A 23,606-nucleotide genomic window follows, 5' to 3' on the forward strand; every position below is an offset into this window, starting at 1 on the left:
ATATTCGCGCCCCCCACGGGCAGTATTACCACCCCCCCCCCGGGTCGTCAAACCACCCGGGCCCCCCCGCCGGGGTCGACCCGGCCCCCACGGCCGTACTACGAGCCGGCGGCGCCGGTGACGTCACGGCGCGGTCGGCCCAGTCTGTGGTTGTCGTCTGTCGGCTTCTGCTGCTGTCTGTCGGGGGCTGTCGGGGGCTGTCGGGGTCTGTCGGTGCCGGTTGCCGGTTGCCGGTGGCCGTTCGCCGGTGTCTGTTGCCCTCCCGCGGCCAGGTTCTGCTCCACGGTCCGGCTTCCCGCGCGGTCCGCGGGCCCGGGCTTCCCGCGCCGTCCGTGCGCCCGGGCTTCCGCGCGGTCCTACGCCGTGCCGAACAGCTCGGCCAGTCCGCTGTCCATGCCCAGGTAGGCGAGTTCACTGCCGGCCGGTACGGCCGCGTACGACCGGTCCAGGAACCGCCGTACGTCCGCCGTGTCCAGCTGCACCATGGCGATGCCCTCGTCCGCGTGGAACTCCATCACCGTGCGGTCCGGGCCGCACGGCCGCACCCGCACATCGCCCCGCCCGGCCGTCGCCCGCAGCCCCTCCGCGAGCAGCTCCCGCGCGAACGCCCACTCCACCGCCGAACCGTCCAGCGAGATCTCCGGCGGGAAGGACATCCGTACGGCCAGCGGGTCGGCGGGCTGGTAGTGCAGCACCGCGGGCACCGCGTAGGGGCCGGGGGTGGTGGCGATGAGACGGACCTGGACGGCGTGGTCGATGACGGTGTTCATCGCGCTGCTCCCTCACGGCTGCTGGTTGGGCAAAGGCTCGTCCAGTAGGACGGTGTGCCCGCTCTCGCCGTGCACGCGACAGGTGTGTGATGTATCTCATGTTGCCGGGCTCTTGCCGGAGCGATGCCGCCCCTGCTGTGTTCTCCCCGAACTGGCCGGGAACTTCCGGGAATTCACCGGGCCCTCCGGGGATTCCCCGGCCGGAACCAGGAACTCCGCCAGAATCCCCGGACCTGCCGCCGCCGCGAATCCGGCCGCCTCGCCGGCCGCCAGATCCCGGATGCGGTAGCCGTCCTCGCCCGCCGCGACCGCCGCGGTCAGCGTGACCAGACCGGCCCGTCGGGTGAACGGCGAATCCGTGAACGTCCATGCCGCGATCGCGGACCGCTGGAGGACGAGCGTGTCACGGCTGAAGGTGCCCGACCGGGCGACCAGGAAGCCGCCCTGGACACCGTGGCCGAGACTGCGGTACGCATCCCGCGCCAGCCACAACACCAGCGGCGTGGCCACCACCGCGAAGACCCAGGCGCAGTGCAGCAGTACGGGGGTGAAGGCCGCCCCCAGCCCGGCGAGCAGCGCGGTGACGGGCAGCACGGCGAACAGCAGCCCGCGCATCCTGCGGCGCCGGAGGGCGGCGCGGGGGTGGGGGGCCAGGGTGGCCGGGGGCGCACTCCCGTCTCCCTCATGCTCATGGCCGGCCCTGCTCCTGGTCCTGGCCCCGGTGACGGTGACGGTCGCGGTCTCGGGCACGGTCCCGGCCCCGGCTCCGGTCTCGGTCCCGGTCGTGGTCTCGGCCCCGGTCGCGGTCCCGGTCGCGGGGAAGGGTGCGCGCAGTGCGCCGCCCGCCACCCGTAGTGCCTCCGCGCGCGGTGCCGGCGGCAGCAGCCCGCTCCGCTTGCGGTTCTCCTCGCGGTTGCCCAGACCGCCGGCCACCGCCCTGACCACCGCACCGCCACCGGCCCGCAGCAGCAGCGGCTCGCGCAGCAACACCCCGCGCAACCGCGCCCGTTCGATGGCGACCGACCGTGTCGTGAACAGCCCGCGGCGCACCTGCAGCGTCCGGCCGTCGGCCCACTCCAGGCGGTAGTTCCACCAGTTCTCGACGTAGAGCGCCAGGGCGCCGGCCGAGCCCAGGGCGAGCACCGCCAGCAACGCCACCGGGACCGTCAGCCAGAGGGCGCTGGTCCCGAACTCGGCGAACGCCTGCCGGACGATGCCGAGCTTCCACGGCTCGATGCCGATGCCGTCCAGCGCCCGGTAGACCGAACCCGCCGCCGCGAAGACCCCGCCGACGACCCAGAACGTGAGCGGCGCGTAGCGCAGCCAGCGCCAGTCGATACGGGCCAGCACCGGGTCGCCGTCGGCGGCCGCGCTGCCGGCCCGGGCCAGCAGTTCGGCGCGCAGCCGCGCCGCCTCGGGCACCGCCAGCGCATCCAGCGACAGCGCCCCGCCGCCCTCGCCCGAGCCGGCCGTACCGGCCCGCAGCACGGTGACGCCCAGCAGCCGGTGCAGCGGTGACGCGGTCAGATCGACGGTGCGGATGCGGTGCAGCGGGATGCTCCGCAGCCGCCGGTTGAACAGCCCGCTACGGATGTCGAGGGTGGGACCGTGGGTGGTCGGAGCGTGTGTGGTGGGGCTGTGGGAGGTGGGGCCGTGTGTGGTGGGGCCCTGGGAGGTGGGACCCTGCGCGATGAGGGCGTGCGAGGTGCGGGCGTGCGAGCTTGCGGCGTCGTCACCTCCGAGGAGGCTCACCCGGAACTCGGTGCGCGCCCAGCGGATCAGGCCGAGCGTGGTGACGACGGCGAACGACGCGGCGATGACGGCCAGGGTGATCCAGCCGCCGGGGCTGATCCGGCCGCCGGTGGCCAGTGCGGTCAACGCCAGCGAACCGAGCGGCGCGGCCATCCAGCCGCAGTGCACCAGCAGCGTCCGCGGATCCAGCCGCCGCCACTGGGGCGGGTGCGAGGGGTCGGCCCACGACGTGGGCTGCGCCGGGTGGGACGTACTCATACGGCATCACCCGGTACCTGCTGCGCGGCCTCGCCGATCCGCCGCGAGAGTTCTTCCGCGTCCGCGTCCGACAGTCCCGCGATTTTTATGTCCCCGGCGGTCGAGGCCGTGGTGACGGTCACCGTCGCCAGCCCGTACCGCCGCTGCAGCGGACCGCGCACGGTGTCCACCGTCTGCACCCGGGAGAGCGGGGCGATCCGGCGCTTCTGCCAGAACCAGCCGCCCGCCGCGTACACCGCCCGCTCGCCGAGCTCCCAGGCGTGCACCGCGTACCGCCAGCGCGGCATCACCACGAGATAGCCGAGCCCCGGCACGACGAGCACGACCAGCAACAGGGGCCCCAGCCACGGCAGAGCGCCGGGGAAGAACAGTACGGACAGGACCGCCATGACGACTGCGGTCAGCAGCATCGGACCGCTGAGCGTCAACAGCGCCTGCGTCGCCCACCAGCGGCGGGCGCGGGGATCGACGCGGTGGCGGGGCGGGCGCAGGACGAGGGCGGCGTGGGGCTCGGCCTCGGGCTCGGACATGCGGAGTCACCGTTTCCAGGTCAACTGTATTGGATAGCGGTACGTTATAACGGTACAAGCGACTTGCAAAACGAGAAGCGCGTAAGCGCCGACGCGCGCGAGGCGCGGAAGTGCCAGCGGCGCGGCAGCGCGAGCAGTACGGAAGTGCGCGAAGCGCGGATGTGTCAGAGGCGCGGAAGCGCGAGAGATGCGGAAGCGTGAGAGACGCGGAAGCGGGAAAGGGAGTCCTCCGCCGTGCCCAAGAAGGTGGATCACGAAGCCAGACGGCAGGAGATCTCCGCCGCGCTCTGGCGGATCGCCGTCACCCGTGGCCTCGACGGCGCCAGCCTGCGCGATGTCGCCGCCGAGGCCGGCATCTCGCTCGGCCGGCTGCAGCACTACTTCCGCACCAAGGACGAGATGCTGCTCTTCGCCCTCCGGCGGATCAACCAGCTGGCCGCCGACCGCATCCGCGAGCGCATCGAGGCGCTCACGGGCGAGCCGACGCCCCGGGAGGTGCTGCGCGCCTGCCTCTCCGGGATGCTGCCGCTGGACGAGGAGAGCCGCACCGGCCTGCTGGTCGGCGCCGCCTATTACGTGCGCGCCGTCCACGACCCAGCCCTGCGCGCCGAGGCCCAGCAAGGCATCCCACAGCTCCGCGACTTCTTCGTGAGCCAGCTCCAACGTGCCGTAGCACGTGGTGAGTTGGCCCCCGAGCGCGCCACCGAGGAGGAGGCCATGCTGCTGATCAGCATGGTCGACGGACTCGCCACCTATGTCCTGCTGGACGTCCACGAGCCGCAAACCGCCCTCCGACTCCTGGACCGCTCCCTGGAGAACCTCTTCGGGAAGGGATGACCGAGAGGAAGCGGGAACGGGAACGGGGACGGGGGCGGGCTGGGGGGCTAAGGCATCGGGGTCCAAGGGAGGGGAGTCCAAGTGATGGGGCCTACGGGGTCGGGTCCACGGAGTCGGCGCCACGGGAGTCGGCCCCCCGGGGGTGGGGCCACTTACGCCTCGCGCAACAGGGCGGCGAGATCCGCCTCGACGTCCAGGTGCCGTGCCTCGTCGCCCTGCGCGACGACCCCGTACGACAGTTCCAGGAACTCCCGCAGCTCCTGTGCCGCGAACTCCACGACCGCCATCCCGCCGTCGGTGCGCAACTCGACCATGATCTCCTCGGACGTACACGGCCAGATCTGCACGTCACCCGCCCCGGCCGGCCCGTAGAGCCCCTCCTCCAGCAGCTCCCGGCCGAACGTCCACACCACCTCGGCCCCGTCCAGCGAGGCCGCCGGCGGAAAGACCAGCCGCACCGCGAACGGGTCGGTGCGGTCGTACCGCAGGCTCGCCGGAATCTCCCGCGACCGGGGAGCGGTCGCGATGAGACGGGCCTGAACGGCATGGTCGATGACGCTGGACATCGCCTGGCTCCCTAACGGTGGTGACAGTGGTGATGGCGGTAACGGTGGTAGCGGTGGTACGGGCGTGCGGATGCGGCCCTGTCCATTAGGACGAGCTGGCGGCGGGAGGGGGTGCGCCGATCACTACGGGTTTACGCGTGAGCTGCGTCACGGGGGTCGGGGTGGGGGTGGGGTGTGGGTGGCTGTAGTAGGTGGAGGGCATGTGACGAGGTGTCAGCAGGCTGGCCCTGACCGCCATCCGGCGGTCTGGACGTAACCACCGGGCTCCGTTAGCTTCCACGCACTGACGTGAGCGGGGTGGGACTGATGCGGCGCAGGGCGAACGCGGGCGTGGACGTGAGCACGGGCGTTGGTGTTGGCGGCGATGTTGGCGGCGGTGTGGGCATTGACGCTGGCACTGACGTGGGTGTGGGTGTGGGTAAGGACGTTGGCGCGGGAAGCGGTCGGCGAACCCGCCGACCACGCCAGCCAGTTGGCGTGATCGCACTCGCCCCTGTCGCCACTCTCGCCACCCTCACCACACTCGCGGCCGTCCTCCTCTCCCTCGCCGCCGGCCCGGCCGCCGCACGGCCCGTCACGCCCGACCCGTCGGCCGCCCGCGAGCCGTTCTCGGCGGTGTCGCTCACCGCGCCGCACGCAGGCTGGCACCTCAAGGACAGCGGCAGCACCGCCCGATTCCGCGGTCTGGCAGCCGTCAGCCGGAGCACCGCGTGGGTGGCCGGTACGTCCGGCACCGTGCTGCGCACCCACGACGGGGGCCGGCACTGGACCGATGTGTCGCCGCCGGGCGCCGCGACGCTGGAGTTCCGCGACATCGAGGCGTTCGACGCGCGCCGCGCGGTCGTCCTGGCGATCGGCGAGGGCGAGGCGTCCCGCGTCTTCCGCACCGACGACGCCGGTGCCACCTGGACGGAAAGCTTCCGCAACACCGACCCGCACGCGTTCTACGACTGCCTCACCTTCTTCGACCGGCGCCACGGCATCGCCCTCAGCGACCCCGTGGACGGCGGATACCGGGTGCTCTCCACCGGGGACGGTGGCCGTAGTTGGCGCGTACTGCCGTCGGACGGTATGCCTCCGGCGCAGCAGGGTGAGGCGGCGTTCGCCGCCAGCGGCCAGTGCCTGGCCTCCGCCGGAAGCCACGACGCCTGGATCGCTACCGGCGGCGCGGCCACCGCCCGCGTACTGCACTCCACCGACCGCGGCCGCACCTGGTCGGTCACCGACGCTCCGATCCCCGCGGGCGACCCGGCCCGCGGCGTCTTCGCGCTGGCCTTCCGCGACCGCACCCACGGGCTGGCGGTCGGCGGCGACTTCCGCGCCGATCAGCCGTCGCCCCGCGCCGCCGCGGTCAGCGCCGATGCCGGCACCACCTGGACGGCGGCCGACCGGCCCCCGCAGGCCTACCGCTCGGGCGCGGCCTGGCTCCCGCACTCCCGCCGGATCGCCCTGGCGGTCGGCCCGTCCGGCAGCGATCTGACCGTCGACGGCGGCCACACCTGGCACCCGTTCGACACCGGCTCGTACGACACCGTCGACTGCGCCCCCGACCTCGGCTGCTGGGCCGCGGGCGAACGGGGCCGCATCGCTCGCCTGGAGCCGTGATCCCGCGTACGGGTCCCACCGCGTGCCTGGGGCCGTGAGACCAACGCATGGCACTGATCCGCGTGTGTGGAGCCGGGAGCGCACGTATGGCGCTGATCCGTGTGTCTGGAGCCGTAGCGCATGTATGGCTCCGATGGCATGCGCCTGGGGCCGTGAGCACATGCACGGCTCCCACTGCATGCCTGGGACCGTGCGCAGCCTCGGGCGGGTTTCGCGCCTCCTCAGCCCATCAGGCTGCCGACGTCAGTCCATCAGGCTGCCGAGGCGCCCCTCCAGTACGACCAGCAACTCGCCGAGCGCCGCGGAGAGTTCCTGCTGCCGCTGATCACCGATGCCGTCGAGCAGCGAGGCCTCGTACCGCAGCTGCTCCGGCAGTAGCTGGTCGATGAGCTCGCGTCCCTCATCGGTCAGCGAAAGATGGGCGACCCGGCGGTCCCGGTCGTCGGGGCGGCGGGCGACCAGCCCCCGCTCCTCCAGTTGCCGCACCCGCTTGGTCACCGCCGCACCGGACGCGAACGTCTCGCGGGCCACTCGCCCGGGCGTCAGCTCGCGGTCCATCCGGCGCAGCGTGCCGAGGATGTCGAACTCGGGACGGGTCAGCCCGGCCCGTCGCAACGGTGCATCGGCCGCCTGCTGCAGCAGCGCGGAACAGCGGTTGAGCCGTCCGATCACCGCCATCGGGCCGGTGTCCAGCCCGGGGTGCACCTGCTGCCACTGGCGCAGCACCCCTGCGACGATGTCCTCGGTCACCCGCACTCTCCTCCCGGCCATGGCGTACGCCTCCAATTGTGCCTGCTCATACGACACCGGACGTGCGCCACGGGCGCGGGGGTGGGGGCCGGACGGGCGAGGGCCGGAAGGATCTGCGAGTCGCTCCCTCCCGGCTCAGCGGGTGCAAACCGCAGCCGCATCCGCAGTCGACGCCCCAGCCCAGCCGAAGTCGCAGCAGATACGGAAGCCGAGGTGGGAGCAGACGTCGAAACAGGCGAGGAAGCCGAAGCGGTTGCGGAAGCCGGAGCCGGAGCAGACGCCGAAACAGACGGGCAAGCCGCAGCAGATACGGAAGCCGAAGCCGCGTCCGAAGCAGACAGGGCACCCGAAGCCTAAGCGGCCGGGACACCCGAAGCCGAAGCCGAAGCAGCCGAGACACCTGAAGCCGAAGCCGAAGCGGCCGGGACACCCGACGCAGAAGCAGCCGCGACAGCCGGTGCGGAGAGCCGTCGTACGAGGCCGGCCAGCGTGCGGTGCCCCTCTTGCTCGGCGCGGGCGATCCGTTCCTCCGGGAGCGCGCGCTGCCACCACTCGCCGGACGCCACCTCCACCGCCTCACGCAGCTCGACCAGGCTCCCGGCCAGTCGGTCACGCGCCCAGCCCAACTTCCGCACGTCGCCGTCCGCCGCCCGTGGCGACGGTTCGGCCGCGGACGCGAGCAGCTCCAGCGCGGCGCTCTCCGCCGTCACCACCCGTTCCAACGCGGACTCGATCCGGTCCGCGGCCCGCCGGTTGGTCACCAACATGCAGCAGGCCACTCCCACGGCCGCGCCCACCACCGTGTCGATCCAGCGGTCCGCGATCAGCGTGTGCGCCGGCAGGGGGTTGCCGAATTCGGTGAGCAGCAGCGCCATCGGCGTCACGCAGACCGACCCCAACCAGTAGTTGCGGGTGATGCACGCCTCCGCCCCGAGCTGAAAGGCCAGCGCCAGCACGATCATCGCGAGCTGACCGGTGTGGATCAGCGGCAGCAGCGCCGTGAACAGCAGCAGCCCGAGCAGATTGCCGAGCGTCCGTTGCAGGGCGCGCTGCCAGGAGAGCGTGGTGTTCGCCTGGTAGATGGAGGCGGCGGTGACCACCGCCCAGTACGGATGCCCGACACCGACGGCCAGGGACGCCCAGCCCGCCAGTGCGCAGCCGACGGCGACCCGCGCACCTATGGGCAGCAAGGGCGACCCGGGGGCGAGCCGCGCCAGCAACGCACGTACGGCACCCAGCCCCCGCGGATGCCCGGGCGCGGGCCGTCGCAGCCCCGGCGCCCCCTCGCCCCCGACGACGGCCGTCCCTTCCGCGGCGACCCCCGCCCATTCCTCGGCTTCCGCCTCCGAGAGCGTGATCTGCGGCATCGACCGCCCACTCCGCAACGCACGTGCCCACCCACCGAACCGCTCAGCCTCGGCCCCCCACCCCACCCCTCCCAGCCCCGCCGCCCCTCGCCACGCAGCCTCCGCTCCCCATGCCGCCGTCCCTCCCCGCGCCGCCGTGCCTTCCCATGCCGCCGTGCCTCCCCGCGCCGCCGTGCCTCCCCGCGCCGCCGTGCCTCCCCGCGCCGCCGTGCCTCCCCGCGCCGCCGTGCCTCCCCGTGGCGCCGTCCCTCCCCACACCGTCGTGCCGCTCCGTGCGGCCGTGCCGCCCAGCGCCGACTCCGCCCGTACCAGCAGCCGTTCGAGTGCGGCCCGCACAGCAGCCTTCTCCGGCGTACGAGCCGGCACCAGAAACAACGTGTGCCAGGCCGCATTGACCGCGGCCGCAACCCCATGCCGAGCCTGCGCCACTCCCGCCGGCGCCACTCCCACACCCGCCGGTACCGCTTCCGCCTGCCCCCTTTCCCCCTGCACCCCATCCGCGCGCACCCCTTCCGCACGTATCCCATCCGCGGACATCTCTTCCGCGCGCATCCCTTCCGTCCGCAACAGTCCCGCCGCGGCCTCCAGCGCCCGGGCGACGGCGATCCGTTCCGGACCGTGCGGCCGTACGAGCGCGGGCGCCATACACACCAGCCACGCCAGCACGCCGCTCCCGAGCGCCAGCGCGAGATGAAGTGGCACTTGCCCGAGGCGCTGCGGCACGAAAAAGGCCGACGCCGCGATGAAGGTCAGGATGAGGTTCCCCGGCGGCCCGATACGCGTGGCGTCGCAGAGCATCTTGTGCACTGCCGCGACCAACGAGGCGAGGACCACGAGCAGAGCTGGCGAGCTGACGAGAGACGCCGCGGTCAGGGCGACACCCAGGCTCGCGACCATGCCAAGGACGACCCACGGCAGCGTCCGGGCCCGAGCGGCGTACGGCAGCCCGTGCGCGTACAGGGCACACATCGCCCCGGCCGAGGTGTAGAGGACCAGATCCAACCGGCCCAGCGCGAACAGCGTGAGGTCGGGAATCCCGAGAGCCACGACCGCGCTGAGTGCCGGCTTGTGCCAGATGTCGACGGGGCGGCGCAGCCGCACGGTGCTCTTGATCGGCAACGGCCGGACGCGCACCACGCCCCCCGGCCCGGCCTTCCGGCGCCTTTTCGTCGGCTTCGCGTACATCCCGGCAGGTCTGGCGTGCTTCCCCATGCATTCAGGCTAACAGAAAATTCGCAAGTGTTTTACTTGCGAATTAGTTGCGCGGGGGTCGGGTCGGGGCCTGGCCCCTGGGGGCCTGGGGGCCTGGGGGCTTGGGGAGGGGGCTGGGGGCCTGTGGGGTCTGTTGCCTGCGGTCCGGCGGGAAGGGCAGGTCCGGGAAACGGGCAGATCCAAGGGGAGAGTGGGACTTCGGGGAAAGGGGAGAGCCGGGGAAGGGAAGATCCGGTAGGCGAGAGCAGATGTAGGTGCAGGTGCGTCCACGTCCAGTTCCAGGTCCAGGTCCCGTGGAGGGAGGGGCGCCCCAACAGAGCGACAATGGCCGGGTGCCAGCCGCCAAGAAGAAGACCACGACCGCCCCGGCGTCACCGGAGCGCCGCCGCGAACTGCTCAACACCGCGGCCGAAGTGTTCGCCGCGCAGGGTTACAACGCCACGACCGTCCGCCGGATCGCGGACGAGGCCGGGATGCTCGCGGGCAGCCTCTACTACCACTTCGACTCCAAGGAATCGATGCTGGACGAGATCCTGTCCACCTTCCTGACGGAGCTCTGGGACGGCTATGACGCCGTACTCGCCGCCGGGCTCGGCCCCAGGGAAACCATCGAGGCCCTGGTCACCGAGTCCTTCCGGGAGATCGACCGGCACCGCGCCGCCGTCGCCATTTACCAGAAGGAGGCCCGGCACCTCGCGGGCCAGCCCCGCTTCGGCTATCTCGCCGACTCCCAGCAGAAGTTCGAAAAAGCGTGGCTGGGCACGCTGGAACGAGGCGTGGCCGACGGCGTCTTCCGCGCGGACCTCGACGTCCGGCTCACCTACCGCTTCGTGCGCGACACCGTCTGGGTCGCCGCGAGCTGGTACCGCCCGGGCGGTCTGCACAGCCCCGAGGAGATCGCCCGCCAGTACCTCTCCATGGTCCTGGACGGCATCGCCGTACGCGACTGACCGCCATGCCGTAAGCGGCTGCCCGCCCTGCGCGGCGGACCGCGATCACGTCCTGGCTGACGCGTATGTCGAGCGACGGCCACCAGGTCGACACGGCGGAAACAGACGAGGGGCCGCCGGTTCCCCGACGGCCCACCGCTCACCGCTCACCGTTCACTGATCATCACTCACTGATCGCCGCTCACTGATCACCACTCCGAGCGGGATTCATTGCACGATTCACTGCAGGAATCACTGCCCCAGAGGAAGCCAGGGATCGCTGCCCTCAGCAGGAAACGTTCTTCACATACAGCGCTCGCGGCATCCCCGTCGTGCCGTACCGGACGTCCTTCGTCGCCCCCCGGGGAAGGCGACCGCTCGGGTCCTTGTAGTGAGGAATGACGATCTTGTAGCACGACACGCGCTGGGTGCACAGATTCGACAGGCGTACGTATCGGGCCTGGCCCTTGTTGAAGTACTTCCGCACCTTGACGCACTGCGGTGAGTGGTCGGCGGCCGCTGCCGGCGACGATGCGACCAGTGTGAGCGAGGCGCTGCCCGCCACCGCTGCCAGCGCTATGGCCATGATCTTCCGCACGTGATCTCCCCCGATGGAAACTCAGATTCAACCCCCTGCGAAGCACGACTCGCTTCGCACGTTCATTCCCCATTGTCCACACGCGCCACGGAAAAACAGCCTCGGGGGTCTCACAGGGACACAAGCGCGACACAAGAGCGACCCTTTCGGAACCCACCCCACTCAACCCGCCCCGCCACCTCCCGCCCCCCACTCCCTCATGCACGCCCTCCCACTCCGCCCCGCCCGCTCCCGCCGAAGCCACCACGCCAGGCCGAAGGCACGACGCCAGCTCCCACCGAAGCCACTACGCCGGGCCGTAGACACGAGGCCAGCTCGCGCCGAAGCCACCAGCCAGGCCGAAGCCACCAACCTGGCTCAAGACACCCGCTGGGCCAAAGCCACCACGCCACGCCGAAGACGCCACGCAGGGCCGAAGGCGCCGCGCCAGCTCGCGTCGAAGGCCCGGCTCACGGTCCTGCGACGTCCGGCAGCTGCGCCCGCCCCGCCCTGCCCCACCCCCACCCCCACCCCCGTGCCCTCGCCCGCTGGCCCCTACAGCTCGTCGATCCGCAGATACCCCCCAGGCGCACTGAGTGAGCTCGGCCACATCGCCCGGCCCGTCCTGCCGCGCCCACTGCTCCATAGCAACGCTGAGCACATCGATCACCGTGAGCGCATCGGTCAACCCGCACGCCAGCAGCCGCACCTCCATGCTGGCCGCCGGCGCACCCTTCCGCGCCGCCAGTACGGGCACCAGCTGGTCCTGCATCTCCCTGCCCCGCGGCAAGCCACCGCATTGGCTGGTGGACCTCCCCGGCAACACCCACGTCACCGGCCAGGTCATCCACCTCGACGGCGGCGCCGACGTCACCCCCGGCCACCCTCCGCGGAGACACCACCTGGTAACCCCACCAGGTCGGCCCACTCACTCACATTGCTTGCTCACGCACTCACTCGCGTTGCGCGCTCACTCACTTACTCGCTCACTCACCGCTCGCCGGCGGGCGTGCCGTCACCACGCGCAGGCCCCGGTCGGCGAACTCGCGGCGGGTGGCTTCCTTGGCGCTCGCGTCCGTGATGAAGGTGTCGAAGACATCCGTGTCACCGACCCGGGCGAAGCACCGTTCGCCGATCTTCGACGAGTCCGCGACGACCACCGCACGCCGGGCGCGCTCCGCCATGAGGCGGTTGACCCGCGCCTCCGCCTCGTCGTGGACGGTGGCCCCCATCACCGGATCCATGCCGTTCGCCCCGATGAACGCGATATCGATCGAGATCTGCTGGAGTACCAACTCGCTGAAAGGGCCGACCAGTTCGAACGACCGCGAGTGTGCCACCCCACCAGTGAGCACAATCTTGATCTGCGGCCGCACGGCCAGCTCATTGGCGATGTTCAGGGAATTGGTGACGATCGTCAGATGCGGCTGGGGGCCCGCCTCTGCGAAGTCCGGACGTGTGGCGAGCACCCGGGCGATCGCCGTGGTGGTGGTGCCACCGCTCAGCCCGACCACATCACCACGTTCGACCAGCTTCGCCGCAGCCTGTGCCACCGCCTCCTTCTCCGCTGATCGGTGCGCATGCTTGTAGCGGATCGGCAGGTCGTACGCCACCGAGCTGAGCACCGCCCCGCCCCGGGTGCGGGTCAGCAACTGCTGCTCGGCGAGAGCATCCATGTCGCGACGCATCGTGGCGGCCGAGACCTCCAGGGCGGTCGCTGCCTCCTCGACATCCACCCGACCCCGCTCTCCGAGCAGCTCGAGCAGTGCGTTCATCCGTTCATGGCGCTTCATAGCGCGAGCCTAATTCGTTTCAATCGACCACGATGACGCCCGTCCGGCACCCTCGTTCGTCACCCTCCCTCGTCACCTCTCTCCTGTCCCCTCACTCGGCTCTCCCTCGCCTCCTCGCCCCCTCTCCTCTGCCTCCTCCGCCTCCCTTCTGTCTCCTTTCTGCCTGGTCCCTGCCTCCCTTCTGTGGGCCCCGCTGAGTCGCGGGCCGGTGCTCAGCTGCGGGCTGTTGCCTGGGTTGCGTACCGCTCCGGGACCGTCGCCGGAGTGGCCAGTACGCCCAGCAGTCGTGCGGCTTCTTGGGCCACGGCCTCCCGGGCCGGCTTGACGTACTTCCGGGAGTCGACCAGCGACGGGTTCGCGTCCAGCGTCCCGCGTATCGACTGGGTGAAGACGGAGACCAGATGAGTGGAGATGTTGATCTTCGTCATTCCGGCGGCGATGGCCCGGCGCAACTCGTCGTCCGGTACGCCCGAGGACCCGTGCAGGACCAGAGGCACCGGCAGCGTGGCGCGGAGGGCCGCAATGAGCTCCTTGTCCAGCACTGCTGTGCGCTCGTGCATCGCATGGGACGAACCCACGGCCACGGCAAGGGCATCCACGCCGGTGGCGCTGACGAAGGCCAAGGCCTCGTCGGGGTCCGTGCGTACGCCTGGCGCGTGGACGCCGTCCTTGCCGCCCACCTCGCCGAGCTCCGCCTCGACATAGGCACCACGGTCGTGGCACCAGGTGGTGAGCTCGGCGGTGGTGGCGACGTTCTCCTCGTAGGGGAGTGCGGAAGCGTCCACCATGACGGAACCGACCCCTGCGGTGATGCCCTCACGGACCAGTGCGGCATCGGTGATGTGGTCGAGATGAACCGCGATCCGGGCGCTGGAGCCCTCGGCGAGCGCCAGCGTGGCGCGGGTCAGGGGGAGCAGGCTGCCGTGGTAGCGGACGCAGTTCTCGCTGATCTGCAGGATCAGCGGGATGCCGGTGCGTTCGGCCGCGGTGACGAGTGCCTCGGCGGTTTCCAAGTGGATGACGTTGAAGGCCGCGGCACCGACATGTGCCTCACGTGCGGCGTCGACGATGGATGAGGTGGAGACCAAGGGCATGGGATGTGAACTCCCTTGCAGGACAGGCGAAATGAGAGGAATGGAAGAGAGAGCGGACTGGGCAGGGGAGGGCTGGAGAAGCCGGGGAGCGGCGGGTCAGGAGACGGCCGGGGCCTCGAGCATCACCGAGCGGGTCAGGCTGCGCGGGTTGTCCGGGTCCAGGCCGCGGGCCCGTGCACGCTCCAGCGCGACTCGCTGGACCAGGACGAGATCCGTCAGCGGATCGCGCGCATGACGCACGAAACGTGCACCCGTCCGCACCACATCCGCCTCCAGCCCCTCCGGAGCCTCACCGAACAGCCAGGTCACCCGGCCGGGCGCGGCTATCGCGATGGGACCGTGGCGGTACTCCATGGCGGGGTAGGACTCCGTCCAGCTCTGTGAGGCCTCCCGCATCTTCAGGGCCGCTTCGTTGGCCAGCCCGAAGGTCCAGCCCGTGCCGAGGAAGGAGAACTGCTCGGCGTCCACCCACTCCTTCTCGACCGTCGCGGCCAGCGCCTCTTCCGCGTCGGTCACGGACCGGGAGACGTCCTCGCCCAGATGTGCGCGCAGCAACGTCAGTGCCGTGGTCGCGAACCGGGTCTGGACCACCGACTTCTCGTCGGCGAACGCAAGCTCGACCGTCTCGTCGGACAGGGCGACCGCCGGCGTCTCGGGGTCACCGAGGATCGTCACCGTCGGAATGCGTCCCTTGACCGCGTCGAGTACCCGCAGCACCTCGGTCGTGGTGCCCGAGCGGGTGATGGCCACCACCGCGTCATAGCCGCGGTCACCGCCGAGGAAGGCTTCGGAAGCGGCGAAGGGGTCCGTCACTCCCAAGCCGGCGCTCTCGCGCAACGCCGCGTACGACTGCGCCATGAACCATGACGTGCCACAGCCGATGACGGCCACGCGTTGCCCCGCCTTCGGCAGCGGGCCGGCGGCCGCTCCCATCCGTGCGGCCTGCCGCCAGGTCTCCGGCTGACTGTGTAGTTCCTGCTCCATGTACGAGGTCTCGCTCATGGCCCACCCTCCCGTGATGTGTGAAGCGGTCTTGCTCCGTGCGGCCGGTTCCCTCTGGGCCGGCCGGATACTCTGCCGTCGTCTGCGCTGCTCTGCTCGAAACTGCAACTTTCTCGCTTGCTGCAATCGACTGTACGCACAATTGCGCTAGCGATCCATCCCTCGAAAGAGTGGCAGCGGGAGGAGTGAGGTGTGCGATCAGAGCGGGAGCCTTGCTGCGCTTCGGCGAGCGGCAGCTGAAATCTTGGTGTTGACAGTTGCGTGCAGAGCGCCGAATACTCGCATGATCAGTCATCATTGATCAGCCACCGAATGATCAGCCACCGACCCTTGGTCAGTCGCCGACACCTAGTCAGTCACCGACACGTGATTCAGTCACCAGCACCTGCGCGTGGCCTGCATCTGCGCATGACCAGCACCTGCGCCTCATCGGAGACTGAGTCACTGACGTCAGTTGTTGATCACTCGCCAGCCACGACTCACCGGTCACCACTCACCGCAGCAAGGCCGCCCCGCCGCACAAAGGACTGCCCATGTCCACTGCCAAGCTCTCCGCGACGCCTCCGCCGCCGTCCGCCACGACCTCCGGCCGTACCGGCAAGCTGTTCGCACTCACCGGCGCCATCGTTGGCGTCATCTACGGCTACGACACCGGCAGCATCTCCGGTGCCCTGGTGTTCCTGAGCACGGACTTCCACCTCACCGAGACCGAAAAAGGCCTGGTCAACAGCGTTTTGGTGTTCGGCTCCATCGTGGGGGCACTGATCGGCGGCAAACTCGCCGACGCGTTGGGGCGGAAGGCGGCGATGCTGATCGTCGCCGGCTCGTACGCGGTGTTCGTCGCGCTCTCCGCCGCCGCACCGAATGTCGTCGTGCTGGACGTCGTCCGCTTCCTGCTCGGCGTCGCCATCGGAATCTCGATCGTCGCCGCGCCGCTCTACATCGCCGAATCCACCCCGGCCCGTATCCGAGGCGCCTCCGTCGCCGCCTATCAGGTGGCCACGGTCGCCGGGATCGTCCTCACGTACTTCGTCAACTGGGGCCTGTCCGGTGGCGGGCACTGGCGCTGGATGCTCGGGCTCTCCGCGATCCCCGCCGCGCTGGTCCTGATTCCGCTGTTCCGGCTGCCGGACACCCCGCGGTGGTACGTCCTCAAGGGGCGCACGGAACGGGCCGTCGAAGTGATGGCCATGACCGACCCCGACGTAGACCCCCGCGCGGAGGTCGCGGCCGTCGGCGCCGCGCTCGCCAAGGAGAGCGGCGGATCGGCGCGTTCCCTGCTGCGCAAGCCCTACGCCCGCGCGGCGCTCTTCGTCATCGGGCTGGGATTCTTTTGCCAGATCACCGGCATCAACGCGGTGACGTACTACAGCCCGCAGATCTTCGAGGAGATGGGCTTCACCGGCAGCGGACAGAACTTCCTGCTGCCGTCCTTCGTCCAGCTCGCCTCACTGGCCGCCACCGTGCTCGCCATCCTCATCATCGACCGGCTCGGCCGCCGGGTGGTACTGCTCTGCGGCATCGGCACCATGGTCGTGATGCTGGGCGTGCTCACCGCGGTCTTCGGATCGGGAGAGCTGCACGGCACCATGACCTGGGTGGGCTTCGGGGCCATCCTGCTGTTCACCGCGGCCTTCAACTTCGGTTTCGGGTCGCTGATCTGGGTCTACGCGAGTGAGGCGTTCCCCGCGCAGCTGCGGTCCACCGGGGCTTCGGTGATGCTCACCGCGGATCTGGTCGCCAACCTGCTGATCGCCCAGTTCTTCCCCTCGCTGATGGCCTGGGCAGGAGCGGCGCGGACCTTCGCGGCGCTCGGCGTGCTCGCCCTCGCCGCGCTGGCCTTCGCGACCGTCACCGCGCCGGAAACCAAGGGGCGCCAGCTGGAGGAGATTCAGGAGTACTGGCGCAACGGCGGCCGGTGGCCCGCGGCCGGCGCGCCCGAACCGGTGAGCGCCGCCCCGCTCGGCACGTCCGGGGCGCCGCCCGTCAAGTCTTCCTAGGCTTCTCGCCCGGCCGGCGGGCTCCCGGCCGCACGCCCTGCCGGATGCCCGCCTCGCCAGTACACCGCCTCAGCTGGGCAGTTGCTCCCGGTACGTCTCCAGGGCCGGGGCGGTCGTCGTCGCCACGAATTCCGTGATCCGGTACTCGCACACACCGGCGAGGGTGAACGGGTCCTGGGCCACGATCTCCTCCACGGTCGCCCGGTCCATCCCGGCGGCGAGGATCACGCCGCCGTCACGCGGAACCTTGCGCCCTGCGGCGATGAAGTGCCCGGCCGCGTACTGCTGCTGCAGCCAGGTCACATGCTCCTCGAGGACGGCGTCGACGCGTTCGAGGGGTGCGGTATAGGTCAGTTCCAGTACGAACATGGTTGCAATATATGCACTGGCGGCTCCCTCGCTCTCAGGTGGTGGGCAGGTCCGGGCGCCGCCGCCCGTGGCCGGTCGCGGTCTCATAGGCATGGCCGGCCTGCAGTACGGCGAGGTCGGCCCTCGGCGCCCCGATGAACTGCAGGCCCACGGGCAGCCCACCGGGCGTGAAACCCGCCGGCACCGAGAGGGCGGGCACACCGAGCAGGGAGATCAGATAGGCCGAGCGCATCCAGTCCAGATAGGTTTCCGTGGGACGGCCGGCGACCTCCTTCGGGTACTCAAGGTCCGCGTCGAACGGCGTGACCTGACTGACCGGGGCGAGCAGCAGGTCGTACCGGGAGAAGAAGTCCACCGTGCCGAGGTGCAGCCGGCTGCGGACCGTGGTGGCGGTGATGAGATCGGCCGCGGTGAGCCGGCGGCCCTGCTCGATGTTCCATACGAGGCTGGGCTTGAGGGCCTCCCGGTCGGCGTCGAGCAGCACACCCAGCGCCAGGTCGAAGCTGTGCGCCCGCAGCGTACGGAACGCCTCGTCGGCCCCGCCCAGGTCCGGGCACGCCGTCTCCACACGGCAGCCCAGAGCCTCCAGGACGCCCAACTGCGGCTCCAGTACGGCGAGGACGTCCGGGTCGGCCGGTGCGTGCCCGCCGAGGTCGGGGGCCCAGGCGACACGCAGGCCCCGCAGCTCACGGTCGAGCGGTACCCGGAACGCCGCACCGGGGGTCTCCAGACTGAAGGGGCAGCGCGGATCCGGGCCGGCCATCGCGGACAGCAGCAACGCGGTGTCGGCGACGGTCCGCCCCATGGGGCCCGGGACCGCCAGGGTGTCCCAGAGATCGCCGCCGGGATGCGGAGGCACCCGCCCCGGGGTGGGCCGCAACCCGACCACATTGCAGAAGGACGCCGGATTGCGCAGCGAGCCGCCCATGTCACTGCCGTCGGCGAGGGGTTGCAGCCCCGCCGCCAGGGCAGCCGCGGCGCCACCGCTGCTCCCGCCCGCCGAGCGACCGGTGTCGTACGGATTGCGGGTGACCCCGAAGACCGGGTTGAAGGTGTGCGAACCGGCGGCGAACTCGGGGACGTTGGTCTTGCCGAGGCGGATCGCGCCGGCCCGCTGGAGACGGTCGACGACCAGGTCGTCCTCGACGGGGACATAGTCGGCGAAGAGCGGCGAGCCGAAGGTGGTGCGCATACCGCGGGTGAGGTGGGTGTCCTTGAAGGCGATCGGCAGGCCGTGCAGAGGCGGCACCTCGGCGCCCCGGGCGAGGCGATCGTCGGCCCGGGCGGCCGCGGCCAGGGCGCCCTCGGGATCGAGCGTGACGAGCGCGTTGACGACCGGATTGACCTGTTCGATCCGGTCCAGATGAGCCTGTACCACCTCCCGGGCGGACAGCTCGCGGCGGCGCAACCGGGCGGCGAGGTCGGTGGCGTCGAGCTCGTGGAGTGCGTCGGACATGGCGGGCCTCTGCTGGTGTCAGGGACGGGTGTCGAGGGCGGACGGGAGACGGCGGCATGCGGTGCCGGGACCACTCTCCTCACCGTACCGAGGGGCACTGACCGTCCGTCCGGTCGCCGTTCCGCCCGGCGAACGGGCCGGTCAGCCGTTCGGTAGCGTGACGGTCATCATGGACACCCCAGGAACGATCTCCCGCGACGAGGAACTGCGGCGCTGGCCGGCCGACGCGGACCAGGCCCGCGCGGTCCAGGACCGGCTGCGGCCCCACGTACGGCTCGACGAACCCGGCCCGGAGCCGGGCTTCGAGGGCACGGTCGTGGGCGTGGACGTCGCCTACGACGACGCGCGCGATGTCGTCGCCGCGGCCGCCGTGGCGCTGGACGCCCGTACCCGCGCCGTCGTCGACGAGGCCACCGCCGTCGGCCAGGTCTCCTTCCCGTACGTGCCGGGGCTGCTGGCCTTCCGGGAGATCCCCACCGTGCTCGCGGCCCTCGACCGTCTGGCCCGCACTCCCGACCTGGTGATCTGTGACGGCTACGGGGTGGCGCACCCGCGGCGCTTCGGGCTCGCCAGCCACCTGGGGGTGCTCACCGGCCTGCCCACCATCGGGGTCGCCAAGAACCCCTTCACCTTCCGTTACGACCCTCCCGGCCCGGAGCGAGGCGCCACCTCTCCGCTCCTGGACGGCGACGAGGAGGTAGGACGAGCGCTGCGGACCCGGACGGGCGTCAAACCGGTCTTCGTCTCGGTGGGGCACCGCGTCAGCCTCGACCGGGCCTGCGCCCACACGCTGTACCTGGCGCCGGACTACCGGATTCCGGAGACCACCCGGGCCGCCGACGCGCTGTGCCGCCGAGCCCTGGCCGGTATGTGAGGCCGGAACTCCTGTTGATGGAGCGGCGGTTCGGCTATCCCTCCCGGACCACCCGGAAAGTGATGCCCGCCTTCTGGAGCCGCGCCGTCAGCGCATCCCCCATGGCCACCGCGGGCGTCACCTGGCCCGCGGTCCGCGGCAGATCGTCGAAGGCCAGGCTGAGCGCCGACTCGGCCAGCATCTTCGCCGTCTCGTCGTAGCCGGGGTCACCGCCCGCAACCTCGGTGATCAGGCGTTTGCCGCCCCCGGAGGCGACGAACCGCACCGTGAACCAACTCCGGGCGCGCCGCTCCGGGCTCGGCCCCTGGCCCGGCTCCAGACGGCCCGACAACCAGCGCCGGGCAGGCGGAACCTGGGCGGCCGCGCACAGCGCCCCGGCCCCCAGGGCCCCGCCCACGGCGATCGGCAGCCGCCGGACGCCGGCGTAGTGGCGGTAGCGGAAATCCGGGCCGTAGCGGTCCAGGGCGGCGGCCGAGCGGGCGATGACCTGCGGGTCGAGGGTCGGCAGCGGCACGCCCCACGTACCGGTCTCCGCGCTCCTGAGGGGCGGGCCGAACGGGGCCCGGATCCGCCGCCCGGCCGGCCGCGGCTCGGCCCGCTGCCGCTCGCGGGCCGCCCGTGCCATGGCGACCGGCCGCGAGGCGACGGTCAGCGCGGAGGCCAGCGTGCCACCGGAGAACGTCGCGTTCGTACGGACGAAGCCGTCGATGCGCAGCGGCACGCCCTCGGGGAGCAGACCCACGGTGTAGTGGACGCCGAGGTCGTGGGGGACGGAGTCGAAGCCGGCGGCGTGGATCAGGCGCGCGCCCGAGGTACGGGCCGTCGCGTCGTGCCGCAAGAACATGCGGTCGATGAATTCGGGCTCGCCGGTGAGGTCGACGTAGTCGGTGCCGGCCGCGGCGCACGCGGCGACCAGCGGCTCACCGTGCAGCAGATAAGGGCCCACCGTGGTTGCCAGCACCCGGGTGCCGGCGGCGAGGGCGTGCACGGCGTCCCGGTCGTCGCTCTCGGCCCGCAGCAGCGGCAGATCGCCGCAGGCCGGGTTGATCTCCGTCAGCCGGTCCCGCAGCCGCTCCAGTTTGGAGAGGTTGCGGCCGGCCAGCGCCCATCGGCAGTCCTCGGGCGCGTGCTCGGCCAGATAGGCGGCCGTGAGGGCGCCGACGAAGCCGGTCGCCCCGTAGAGGACGAGGTCGTGGGCCCGTCCCTCGGTGTCCTGCCGTTGCATGCTCCGCGTCCTCTCGACCGCCCTGCTGAGCTGGTGTTCGGACCCTAGGCAGTCGCCGTCGTCCCGTCAACGCGGGCCTGACGCGGTCCCGTTGGGGCCGGAGCGGCCGGGAGCGCCATGAGGCGGTGGGGCGGGGCGTCAACCCTTGACAGGTCGGAGTACCGGGACCACATTCACCGTGAGCCACGACGTAGGACGTCCCATGTCCCCGTTCCCGTCGTTGCCGACTCCAGGAGGAGGCCGGTTTGCCGTGACGACGCGCCCCTTGGACGACCATCTGGACGACCGCCCACCCGGATCCGGCCCCCGGGGGCCACGACGTTGGTACCACGAGGTCACACCCCAGCAGTGGAAGGCGATGTTCGCCGCCTGGATCGGCTATCTCCTCGACGGCTTCGACTTCGTCCTGATCACGCTGGTGCTGACCGAAATCGCCGATGAATTCCACCTGAGCACCGCCACCGCCGCCTCGCTCATCTCCGCTGCCTTCATCACCCGGTGGCTGGGCGGTGCGCTCCTCGGCGCGCTCGGCGACCGCCACGGCCGCAGGACGGCCATGATCGCCAGCATCCTGCTCTACTCGCTCGGCACCTTCGCGTGCGGCTTCGCCTGGGGCTACAGCAGCCTGTTCGCCGCCCGTCTCGTGATCGGCCTGGGCATGGCCGGGGAGTACAGCGCCAGTGCGACCTACGTGCTGGAAACCTGGCCCACCCGGTGGCGCAACCGGGCGTCCGGATTCCTGATCTCCGGCTACGCGGGCGGCACCGTCGTCGCGGCCGAGCTCTACAAGTGGGTGGTCCCCAACTGGGGCTGGCGCTGGATGTTCTGGATCGGAGTACTGCCCGTCCTCGTCGCCCTCTGGGTGCGCAGGGCGCTGCCGGAGGCCGGGGACTGGCACCGGGAGATCGGCGCGTCCGGCACCCGAACCGAAGAGGAACATCCGCATCCGTTCCGGCCGTTGTTCACCGGGCACCGCCGCTGGCTCAACGCCGTCCTGGCCGCGACCGCCTCGGCCGCCCTCTTCTGCGTCTTCACACCCGTAGGAGCGGGGTACGTCCCCTGGCTGTCGGCTGTCGCGGCGCTCTGCCTGGTCGCCTTCGCCGCACAGCTCGGCGGCCGCCGCGGATGGCTGCTGTACGTCTCCCTGATGGCGACCGTGTTCTGCGCCTTCCTCTACAGCTGGCCCGTCCAGGCCCTGCTGCCGACCTACCTCAAGACCGACCTCGGCTACGCGCCCGGGCAGGTCACCGACGTGATGTTCTACGCGGGCTTCGGCACCATGGCGGGATGCTGGCTCGCGGGATACACCGGCGACCGGCTCGGCACCCGGCGCGCCTACGCCTGCACCCTGCTGGCCTCGCTCGCCTTCGTCTTCCCGGTCTTCGCGGTCCGCGACAACCTGCCCGTCCTCGGCGTGCTGGTCTTCGGGCTGCTCGCGCTCAGCCAGGGCATCTCCGGCATCCTGCCGAAATACCTCGCCGGTCACTTCCCGACCTCGACCCGCGCCGCCTCCCTGGGCTTCGTCTACAACGTCGGCGCCCTGGGCGGCGCGGTGGCGCCCGTCCTCGGCGCCCATCTGGCCGAAGGCATGCCCCTGGGACGCGCGCTCGCCGTGCTCACCTTCGGCCTGACGCTGCTGGTCATCCTCCTGGTGGGCGGCAATGTGCCGCAGCGCCTGGGGAGACTGCTCGACCGTCACGCGCCCGACGACCACCTCGTACCGGAGGGCGCATCGGGCCCAGGCGTACCCGGTGGCGCGCCGCCGCGTACGGCCGCCGGGGAGGCGCCGGGCTGAACCGGAATCGCCCCGTACGGTCGCCGGGGAGGCGCCGGGCTGAACCAGGCTCGCCCCGTCCCGGCCCGCCCCGGCCTCTTCACTCCGTACGGTCGTCCTGCCGTCCCAGCGTCACCCCGCGCACCCCCTCCAGCTCGGACAGCGCCTCCACCAGGGGATGGGCCGCGGCGGCGCCCTCCAGACGGAGCAGGACCTCGGCCGCGAACCGCTGCTCGTCCACGCCGGTCTCCACCTGGACATCGGTCACCCGGAACCCCCGGCCGGTGCACATCTCCAACATCCGCCCCAGCAATCCCTGTTGCGTGCGGTACGCGATGCGCAGATCGACCCGGGTGAGAGAGGGCTCCCGCGCGATCAGATCGGAGATCCTCGAGAAGCCGCGGACGACGAGGAAGTGCACCGCGGTCGCGCCGATCGCCAGCCACGGCAGCCCACCACCGCACGCCATGCCGATCGCGCAGGTCAGCCAGATGGTGGCGGCCGTCGTCAGCCCGCGGACGGCATCCTTCCGGACGAAGATCAGGCCGCCGCCGATGAAGCCGATGCCCGATACGACCTGGGCGGCGACCCGGGACGGGTCGAGCGCCACGCCGTCGGTGCCCAGCAGTGCCCCGAAGCCGTGGATCGACACCTCCATGAACAGCGCGCTGCCCACACCGACCAACGTGTGGGTGCGCAGTCCGGCGCTCTTCTGCCGGGCCTCACGTTCGAGACCGATCAGCGAGGACAGCAGCAGCGCCAGGGCCAGCTCGGTGAACTGGCGCAGTCCCTGACCGGCGTGGAAGTCGAACAGTGCGGCGGCGAGTTGCGGAGCGGACATGGCGGCAATTGTCCCTCTGTCGGCC

At 71.3% G+C, this 23,606-nt stretch carries 20 protein-coding genes; 6 read left to right on the plus strand and 14 right to left on the minus strand.

Features of this window, described 5'->3' with window-relative positions:
- Positions 1-356: 356 nt before the first annotated feature.
- The 3 genes from ACFV1J_RS34175 to ACFV1J_RS34185 form a co-directional block, all read right to left on the minus strand.
- Positions 357-770, minus strand: coding sequence for an SsgA family sporulation/cell division regulator (locus ACFV1J_RS34175; RefSeq protein WP_385864770.1), 414 nt, complete (start codon positions 768-770; stop codon positions 357-359).
- A gap of 96 nt (positions 771-866) precedes the next feature.
- A complete protein-coding gene (locus tag ACFV1J_RS34180; protein ID WP_385864772.1) occupies positions 867-2,780 on the minus strand; it encodes a PH domain-containing protein in 1,914 nt (637 codons plus the stop codon).
- Positions 2,777-3,310: a PH domain-containing protein gene (locus tag ACFV1J_RS34185; protein ID WP_385864774.1), complete on the minus strand. Its 534-nt coding sequence runs from the start codon at positions 3,308-3,310 to the stop codon at positions 2,777-2,779. Before ACFV1J_RS34185 ends, ACFV1J_RS34180 begins: the two co-directional genes overlap by 4 nt.
- 234 nt (positions 3,311-3,544) lie before the next feature.
- On the opposite strand from ACFV1J_RS34185, the gene ACFV1J_RS34190 reads away from it, so the two are divergent.
- Positions 3,545-4,147 (plus strand): TetR/AcrR family transcriptional regulator, encoded by a 603-nt coding sequence (locus tag ACFV1J_RS34190; RefSeq protein ID WP_385864776.1) that lies wholly within the window; start codon positions 3,545-3,547, stop codon positions 4,145-4,147.
- A gap of 152 nt (positions 4,148-4,299) precedes the next feature.
- Here the strand turns inward: ACFV1J_RS34190 and ACFV1J_RS34195 are convergent, their stop codons facing one another.
- Positions 4,300-4,713: an SsgA family sporulation/cell division regulator gene (locus tag ACFV1J_RS34195; protein ID WP_385864778.1), complete on the minus strand. Its 414-nt coding sequence runs from the start codon at positions 4,711-4,713 to the stop codon at positions 4,300-4,302.
- Between the two features lie 477 nt (positions 4,714-5,190).
- Here ACFV1J_RS34195 and ACFV1J_RS34200 point away from each other — a divergent pair, with 477 nt between their 5' ends.
- On the plus strand, positions 5,191-6,318 hold the full coding sequence (locus ACFV1J_RS34200) for a WD40/YVTN/BNR-like repeat-containing protein (RefSeq protein WP_385864779.1): 1,128 nt from the start codon (positions 5,191-5,193) through the stop codon (positions 6,316-6,318).
- 243 nt (positions 6,319-6,561) lie between these two features.
- On the opposite strand, the gene ACFV1J_RS34205 is transcribed toward ACFV1J_RS34200, so the two are convergent.
- On the minus strand, positions 6,562-7,068 hold the full coding sequence (locus tag ACFV1J_RS34205; protein ID WP_385864780.1) for a MarR family winged helix-turn-helix transcriptional regulator: 507 nt from the start codon (positions 7,066-7,068) through the stop codon (positions 6,562-6,564).
- Positions 7,069-7,421: 353 nt separating this feature from the next.
- On the minus strand, positions 7,422-9,620 hold the full coding sequence (locus ACFV1J_RS34210; protein WP_385864836.1) for an FUSC family protein: 2,199 nt from the start codon (positions 9,618-9,620) through the stop codon (positions 7,422-7,424).
- Positions 9,621-9,979: 359 nt separating this feature from the next.
- Here ACFV1J_RS34210 and ACFV1J_RS34215 point away from each other — a divergent pair, with 359 nt between their 5' ends.
- Complete coding sequence (locus tag ACFV1J_RS34215) at positions 9,980-10,597, plus strand: TetR/AcrR family transcriptional regulator (RefSeq protein WP_385864782.1); 618 nt, start codon at positions 9,980-9,982, stop codon at positions 10,595-10,597.
- A gap of 265 nt (positions 10,598-10,862) precedes the next feature.
- Here ACFV1J_RS34215 and ACFV1J_RS34220 read toward each other — a convergent pair whose 3' ends face one another.
- The 4 genes from ACFV1J_RS34220 to ACFV1J_RS34235 all read right to left on the minus strand — a co-directional run bounded on the left by ACFV1J_RS34220 (position 10,863) and on the right by ACFV1J_RS34235 (position 15,042).
- On the minus strand, positions 10,863-11,174 hold the full coding sequence (locus ACFV1J_RS34220) for a hypothetical protein (protein WP_385864784.1): 312 nt from the start codon (positions 11,172-11,174) through the stop codon (positions 10,863-10,865).
- A 965-nt stretch (positions 11,175-12,139) separates the two neighbouring features.
- Positions 12,140-12,946: a DeoR/GlpR family DNA-binding transcription regulator gene (locus tag ACFV1J_RS34225; RefSeq protein ID WP_385864786.1), complete on the minus strand. Its 807-nt coding sequence runs from the start codon at positions 12,944-12,946 to the stop codon at positions 12,140-12,142.
- Positions 12,947-13,158: 212 nt separating this feature from the next.
- A complete protein-coding gene (locus tag ACFV1J_RS34230; protein WP_385864787.1) occupies positions 13,159-14,040 on the minus strand; it encodes a class II fructose-bisphosphate aldolase in 882 nt (293 codons plus the stop codon).
- A gap of 96 nt (positions 14,041-14,136) precedes the next feature.
- Positions 14,137-15,042 (minus strand): SIS domain-containing protein, encoded by a 906-nt coding sequence (locus tag ACFV1J_RS34235; protein WP_385864789.1) that lies wholly within the window; start codon positions 15,040-15,042, stop codon positions 14,137-14,139.
- 533 nt (positions 15,043-15,575) lie between these two features.
- On the opposite strand from ACFV1J_RS34235, the gene ACFV1J_RS34240 reads away from it, so the two are divergent.
- On the plus strand, positions 15,576-17,042 hold the full coding sequence (locus ACFV1J_RS34240; RefSeq protein WP_385864791.1) for a sugar porter family MFS transporter: 1,467 nt from the start codon (positions 15,576-15,578) through the stop codon (positions 17,040-17,042).
- Between the two features lie 69 nt (positions 17,043-17,111).
- Here the strand turns inward: ACFV1J_RS34240 and ACFV1J_RS34245 are convergent, their stop codons facing one another.
- Together ACFV1J_RS34245 and ACFV1J_RS34250 are read right to left on the minus strand one after the other, a co-directional pair.
- The gene (locus ACFV1J_RS34245) at positions 17,112-17,411 is read right to left on the minus strand and encodes a YciI family protein (RefSeq protein WP_385864793.1); all 300 of its coding nucleotides are present in this window, start codon (positions 17,409-17,411) and stop codon (positions 17,112-17,114) included.
- 34 nt (positions 17,412-17,445) lie between these two features.
- The gene (locus ACFV1J_RS34250) at positions 17,446-18,867 is read right to left on the minus strand and encodes an amidase (protein ID WP_385864795.1); all 1,422 of its coding nucleotides are present in this window, start codon (positions 18,865-18,867) and stop codon (positions 17,446-17,448) included.
- A gap of 169 nt (positions 18,868-19,036) precedes the next feature.
- On the opposite strand from ACFV1J_RS34250, the gene ACFV1J_RS34255 reads away from it, so the two are divergent.
- On the plus strand, positions 19,037-19,741 hold the full coding sequence (locus ACFV1J_RS34255; protein WP_385864797.1) for an endonuclease V: 705 nt from the start codon (positions 19,037-19,039) through the stop codon (positions 19,739-19,741).
- A 34-nt stretch (positions 19,742-19,775) separates the two neighbouring features.
- On the opposite strand, the gene ACFV1J_RS34260 is transcribed toward ACFV1J_RS34255, so the two are convergent.
- Complete coding sequence (locus ACFV1J_RS34260; protein WP_385864799.1) at positions 19,776-20,966, minus strand: saccharopine dehydrogenase family protein; 1,191 nt, start codon at positions 20,964-20,966, stop codon at positions 19,776-19,778.
- 277 nt (positions 20,967-21,243) lie between these two features.
- Here ACFV1J_RS34260 and ACFV1J_RS34265 point away from each other — a divergent pair, with 277 nt between their 5' ends.
- The gene (locus ACFV1J_RS34265) at positions 21,244-22,761 is read left to right on the plus strand and encodes a sialate:H+ symport family MFS transporter (protein ID WP_385864837.1); all 1,518 of its coding nucleotides are present in this window, start codon (positions 21,244-21,246) and stop codon (positions 22,759-22,761) included.
- 79 nt (positions 22,762-22,840) lie between these two features.
- Here ACFV1J_RS34265 and ACFV1J_RS34270 read toward each other — a convergent pair whose 3' ends face one another.
- Positions 22,841-23,581, minus strand: a complete 741-nt coding sequence (locus ACFV1J_RS34270; protein WP_385864801.1) for an MgtC/SapB family protein — start codon at positions 23,579-23,581, stop codon at positions 22,841-22,843.
- Positions 23,582-23,606 lie beyond the last annotated feature (25 nt).

This window comes from Streptomyces sp. NPDC059649 (assembly GCF_042734445.1).
GTDB lineage: Bacteria > Actinomycetota > Actinomycetes > Streptomycetales > Streptomycetaceae > Streptomyces.

Coding starts and splice junctions, on each gene's coding strand:
- ACFV1J_RS34175 (WP_385864770.1), bottom strand. CDS start 770: ATGAACACCGTCATCGACCACGCCGTCCAGGTCCGTCTCATCGCCACC.
- ACFV1J_RS34180 (WP_385864772.1), bottom strand. CDS start 2,780: ATGAGTACGTCCCACCCGGCGCAGCCCACGTCGTGGGCCGACCCCTCG.
- ACFV1J_RS34185 (WP_385864774.1), bottom strand. CDS start 3,310: ATGTCCGAGCCCGAGGCCGAGCCCCACGCCGCCCTCGTCCTGCGCCCG.
- ACFV1J_RS34195 (WP_385864778.1), bottom strand. CDS start 4,713: ATGTCCAGCGTCATCGACCATGCCGTTCAGGCCCGTCTCATCGCGACC.
- ACFV1J_RS34210 (WP_385864836.1), bottom strand. CDS start 9,620: ATGTACGCGAAGCCGACGAAAAGGCGCCGGAAGGCCGGGCCGGGGGGC.
- ACFV1J_RS34225 (WP_385864786.1), bottom strand. CDS start 12,946: ATGAAGCGCCATGAACGGATGAACGCACTGCTCGAGCTGCTCGGAGAG.
- ACFV1J_RS34230 (WP_385864787.1), bottom strand. CDS start 14,040: ATGCCCTTGGTCTCCACCTCATCCATCGTCGACGCCGCACGTGAGGCA.
- ACFV1J_RS34235 (WP_385864789.1), bottom strand. CDS start 15,042: ATGAGCGAGACCTCGTACATGGAGCAGGAACTACACAGTCAGCCGGAG.
- ACFV1J_RS34240 (WP_385864791.1), top strand. CDS start 15,576: ATGTCCACTGCCAAGCTCTCCGCGACGCCTCCGCCGCCGTCCGCCACG.
- ACFV1J_RS34245 (WP_385864793.1), bottom strand. CDS start 17,411: ATGTTCGTACTGGAACTGACCTATACCGCACCCCTCGAACGCGTCGAC.
- ACFV1J_RS34250 (WP_385864795.1), bottom strand. CDS start 18,867: ATGTCCGACGCACTCCACGAGCTCGACGCCACCGACCTCGCCGCCCGG.
- ACFV1J_RS34255 (WP_385864797.1), top strand. CDS start 19,037: ATGGACACCCCAGGAACGATCTCCCGCGACGAGGAACTGCGGCGCTGG.
- ACFV1J_RS34260 (WP_385864799.1), bottom strand. CDS start 20,966: ATGCAACGGCAGGACACCGAGGGACGGGCCCACGACCTCGTCCTCTAC.
- ACFV1J_RS34270 (WP_385864801.1), bottom strand. CDS start 23,581: ATGTCCGCTCCGCAACTCGCCGCCGCACTGTTCGACTTCCACGCCGGT.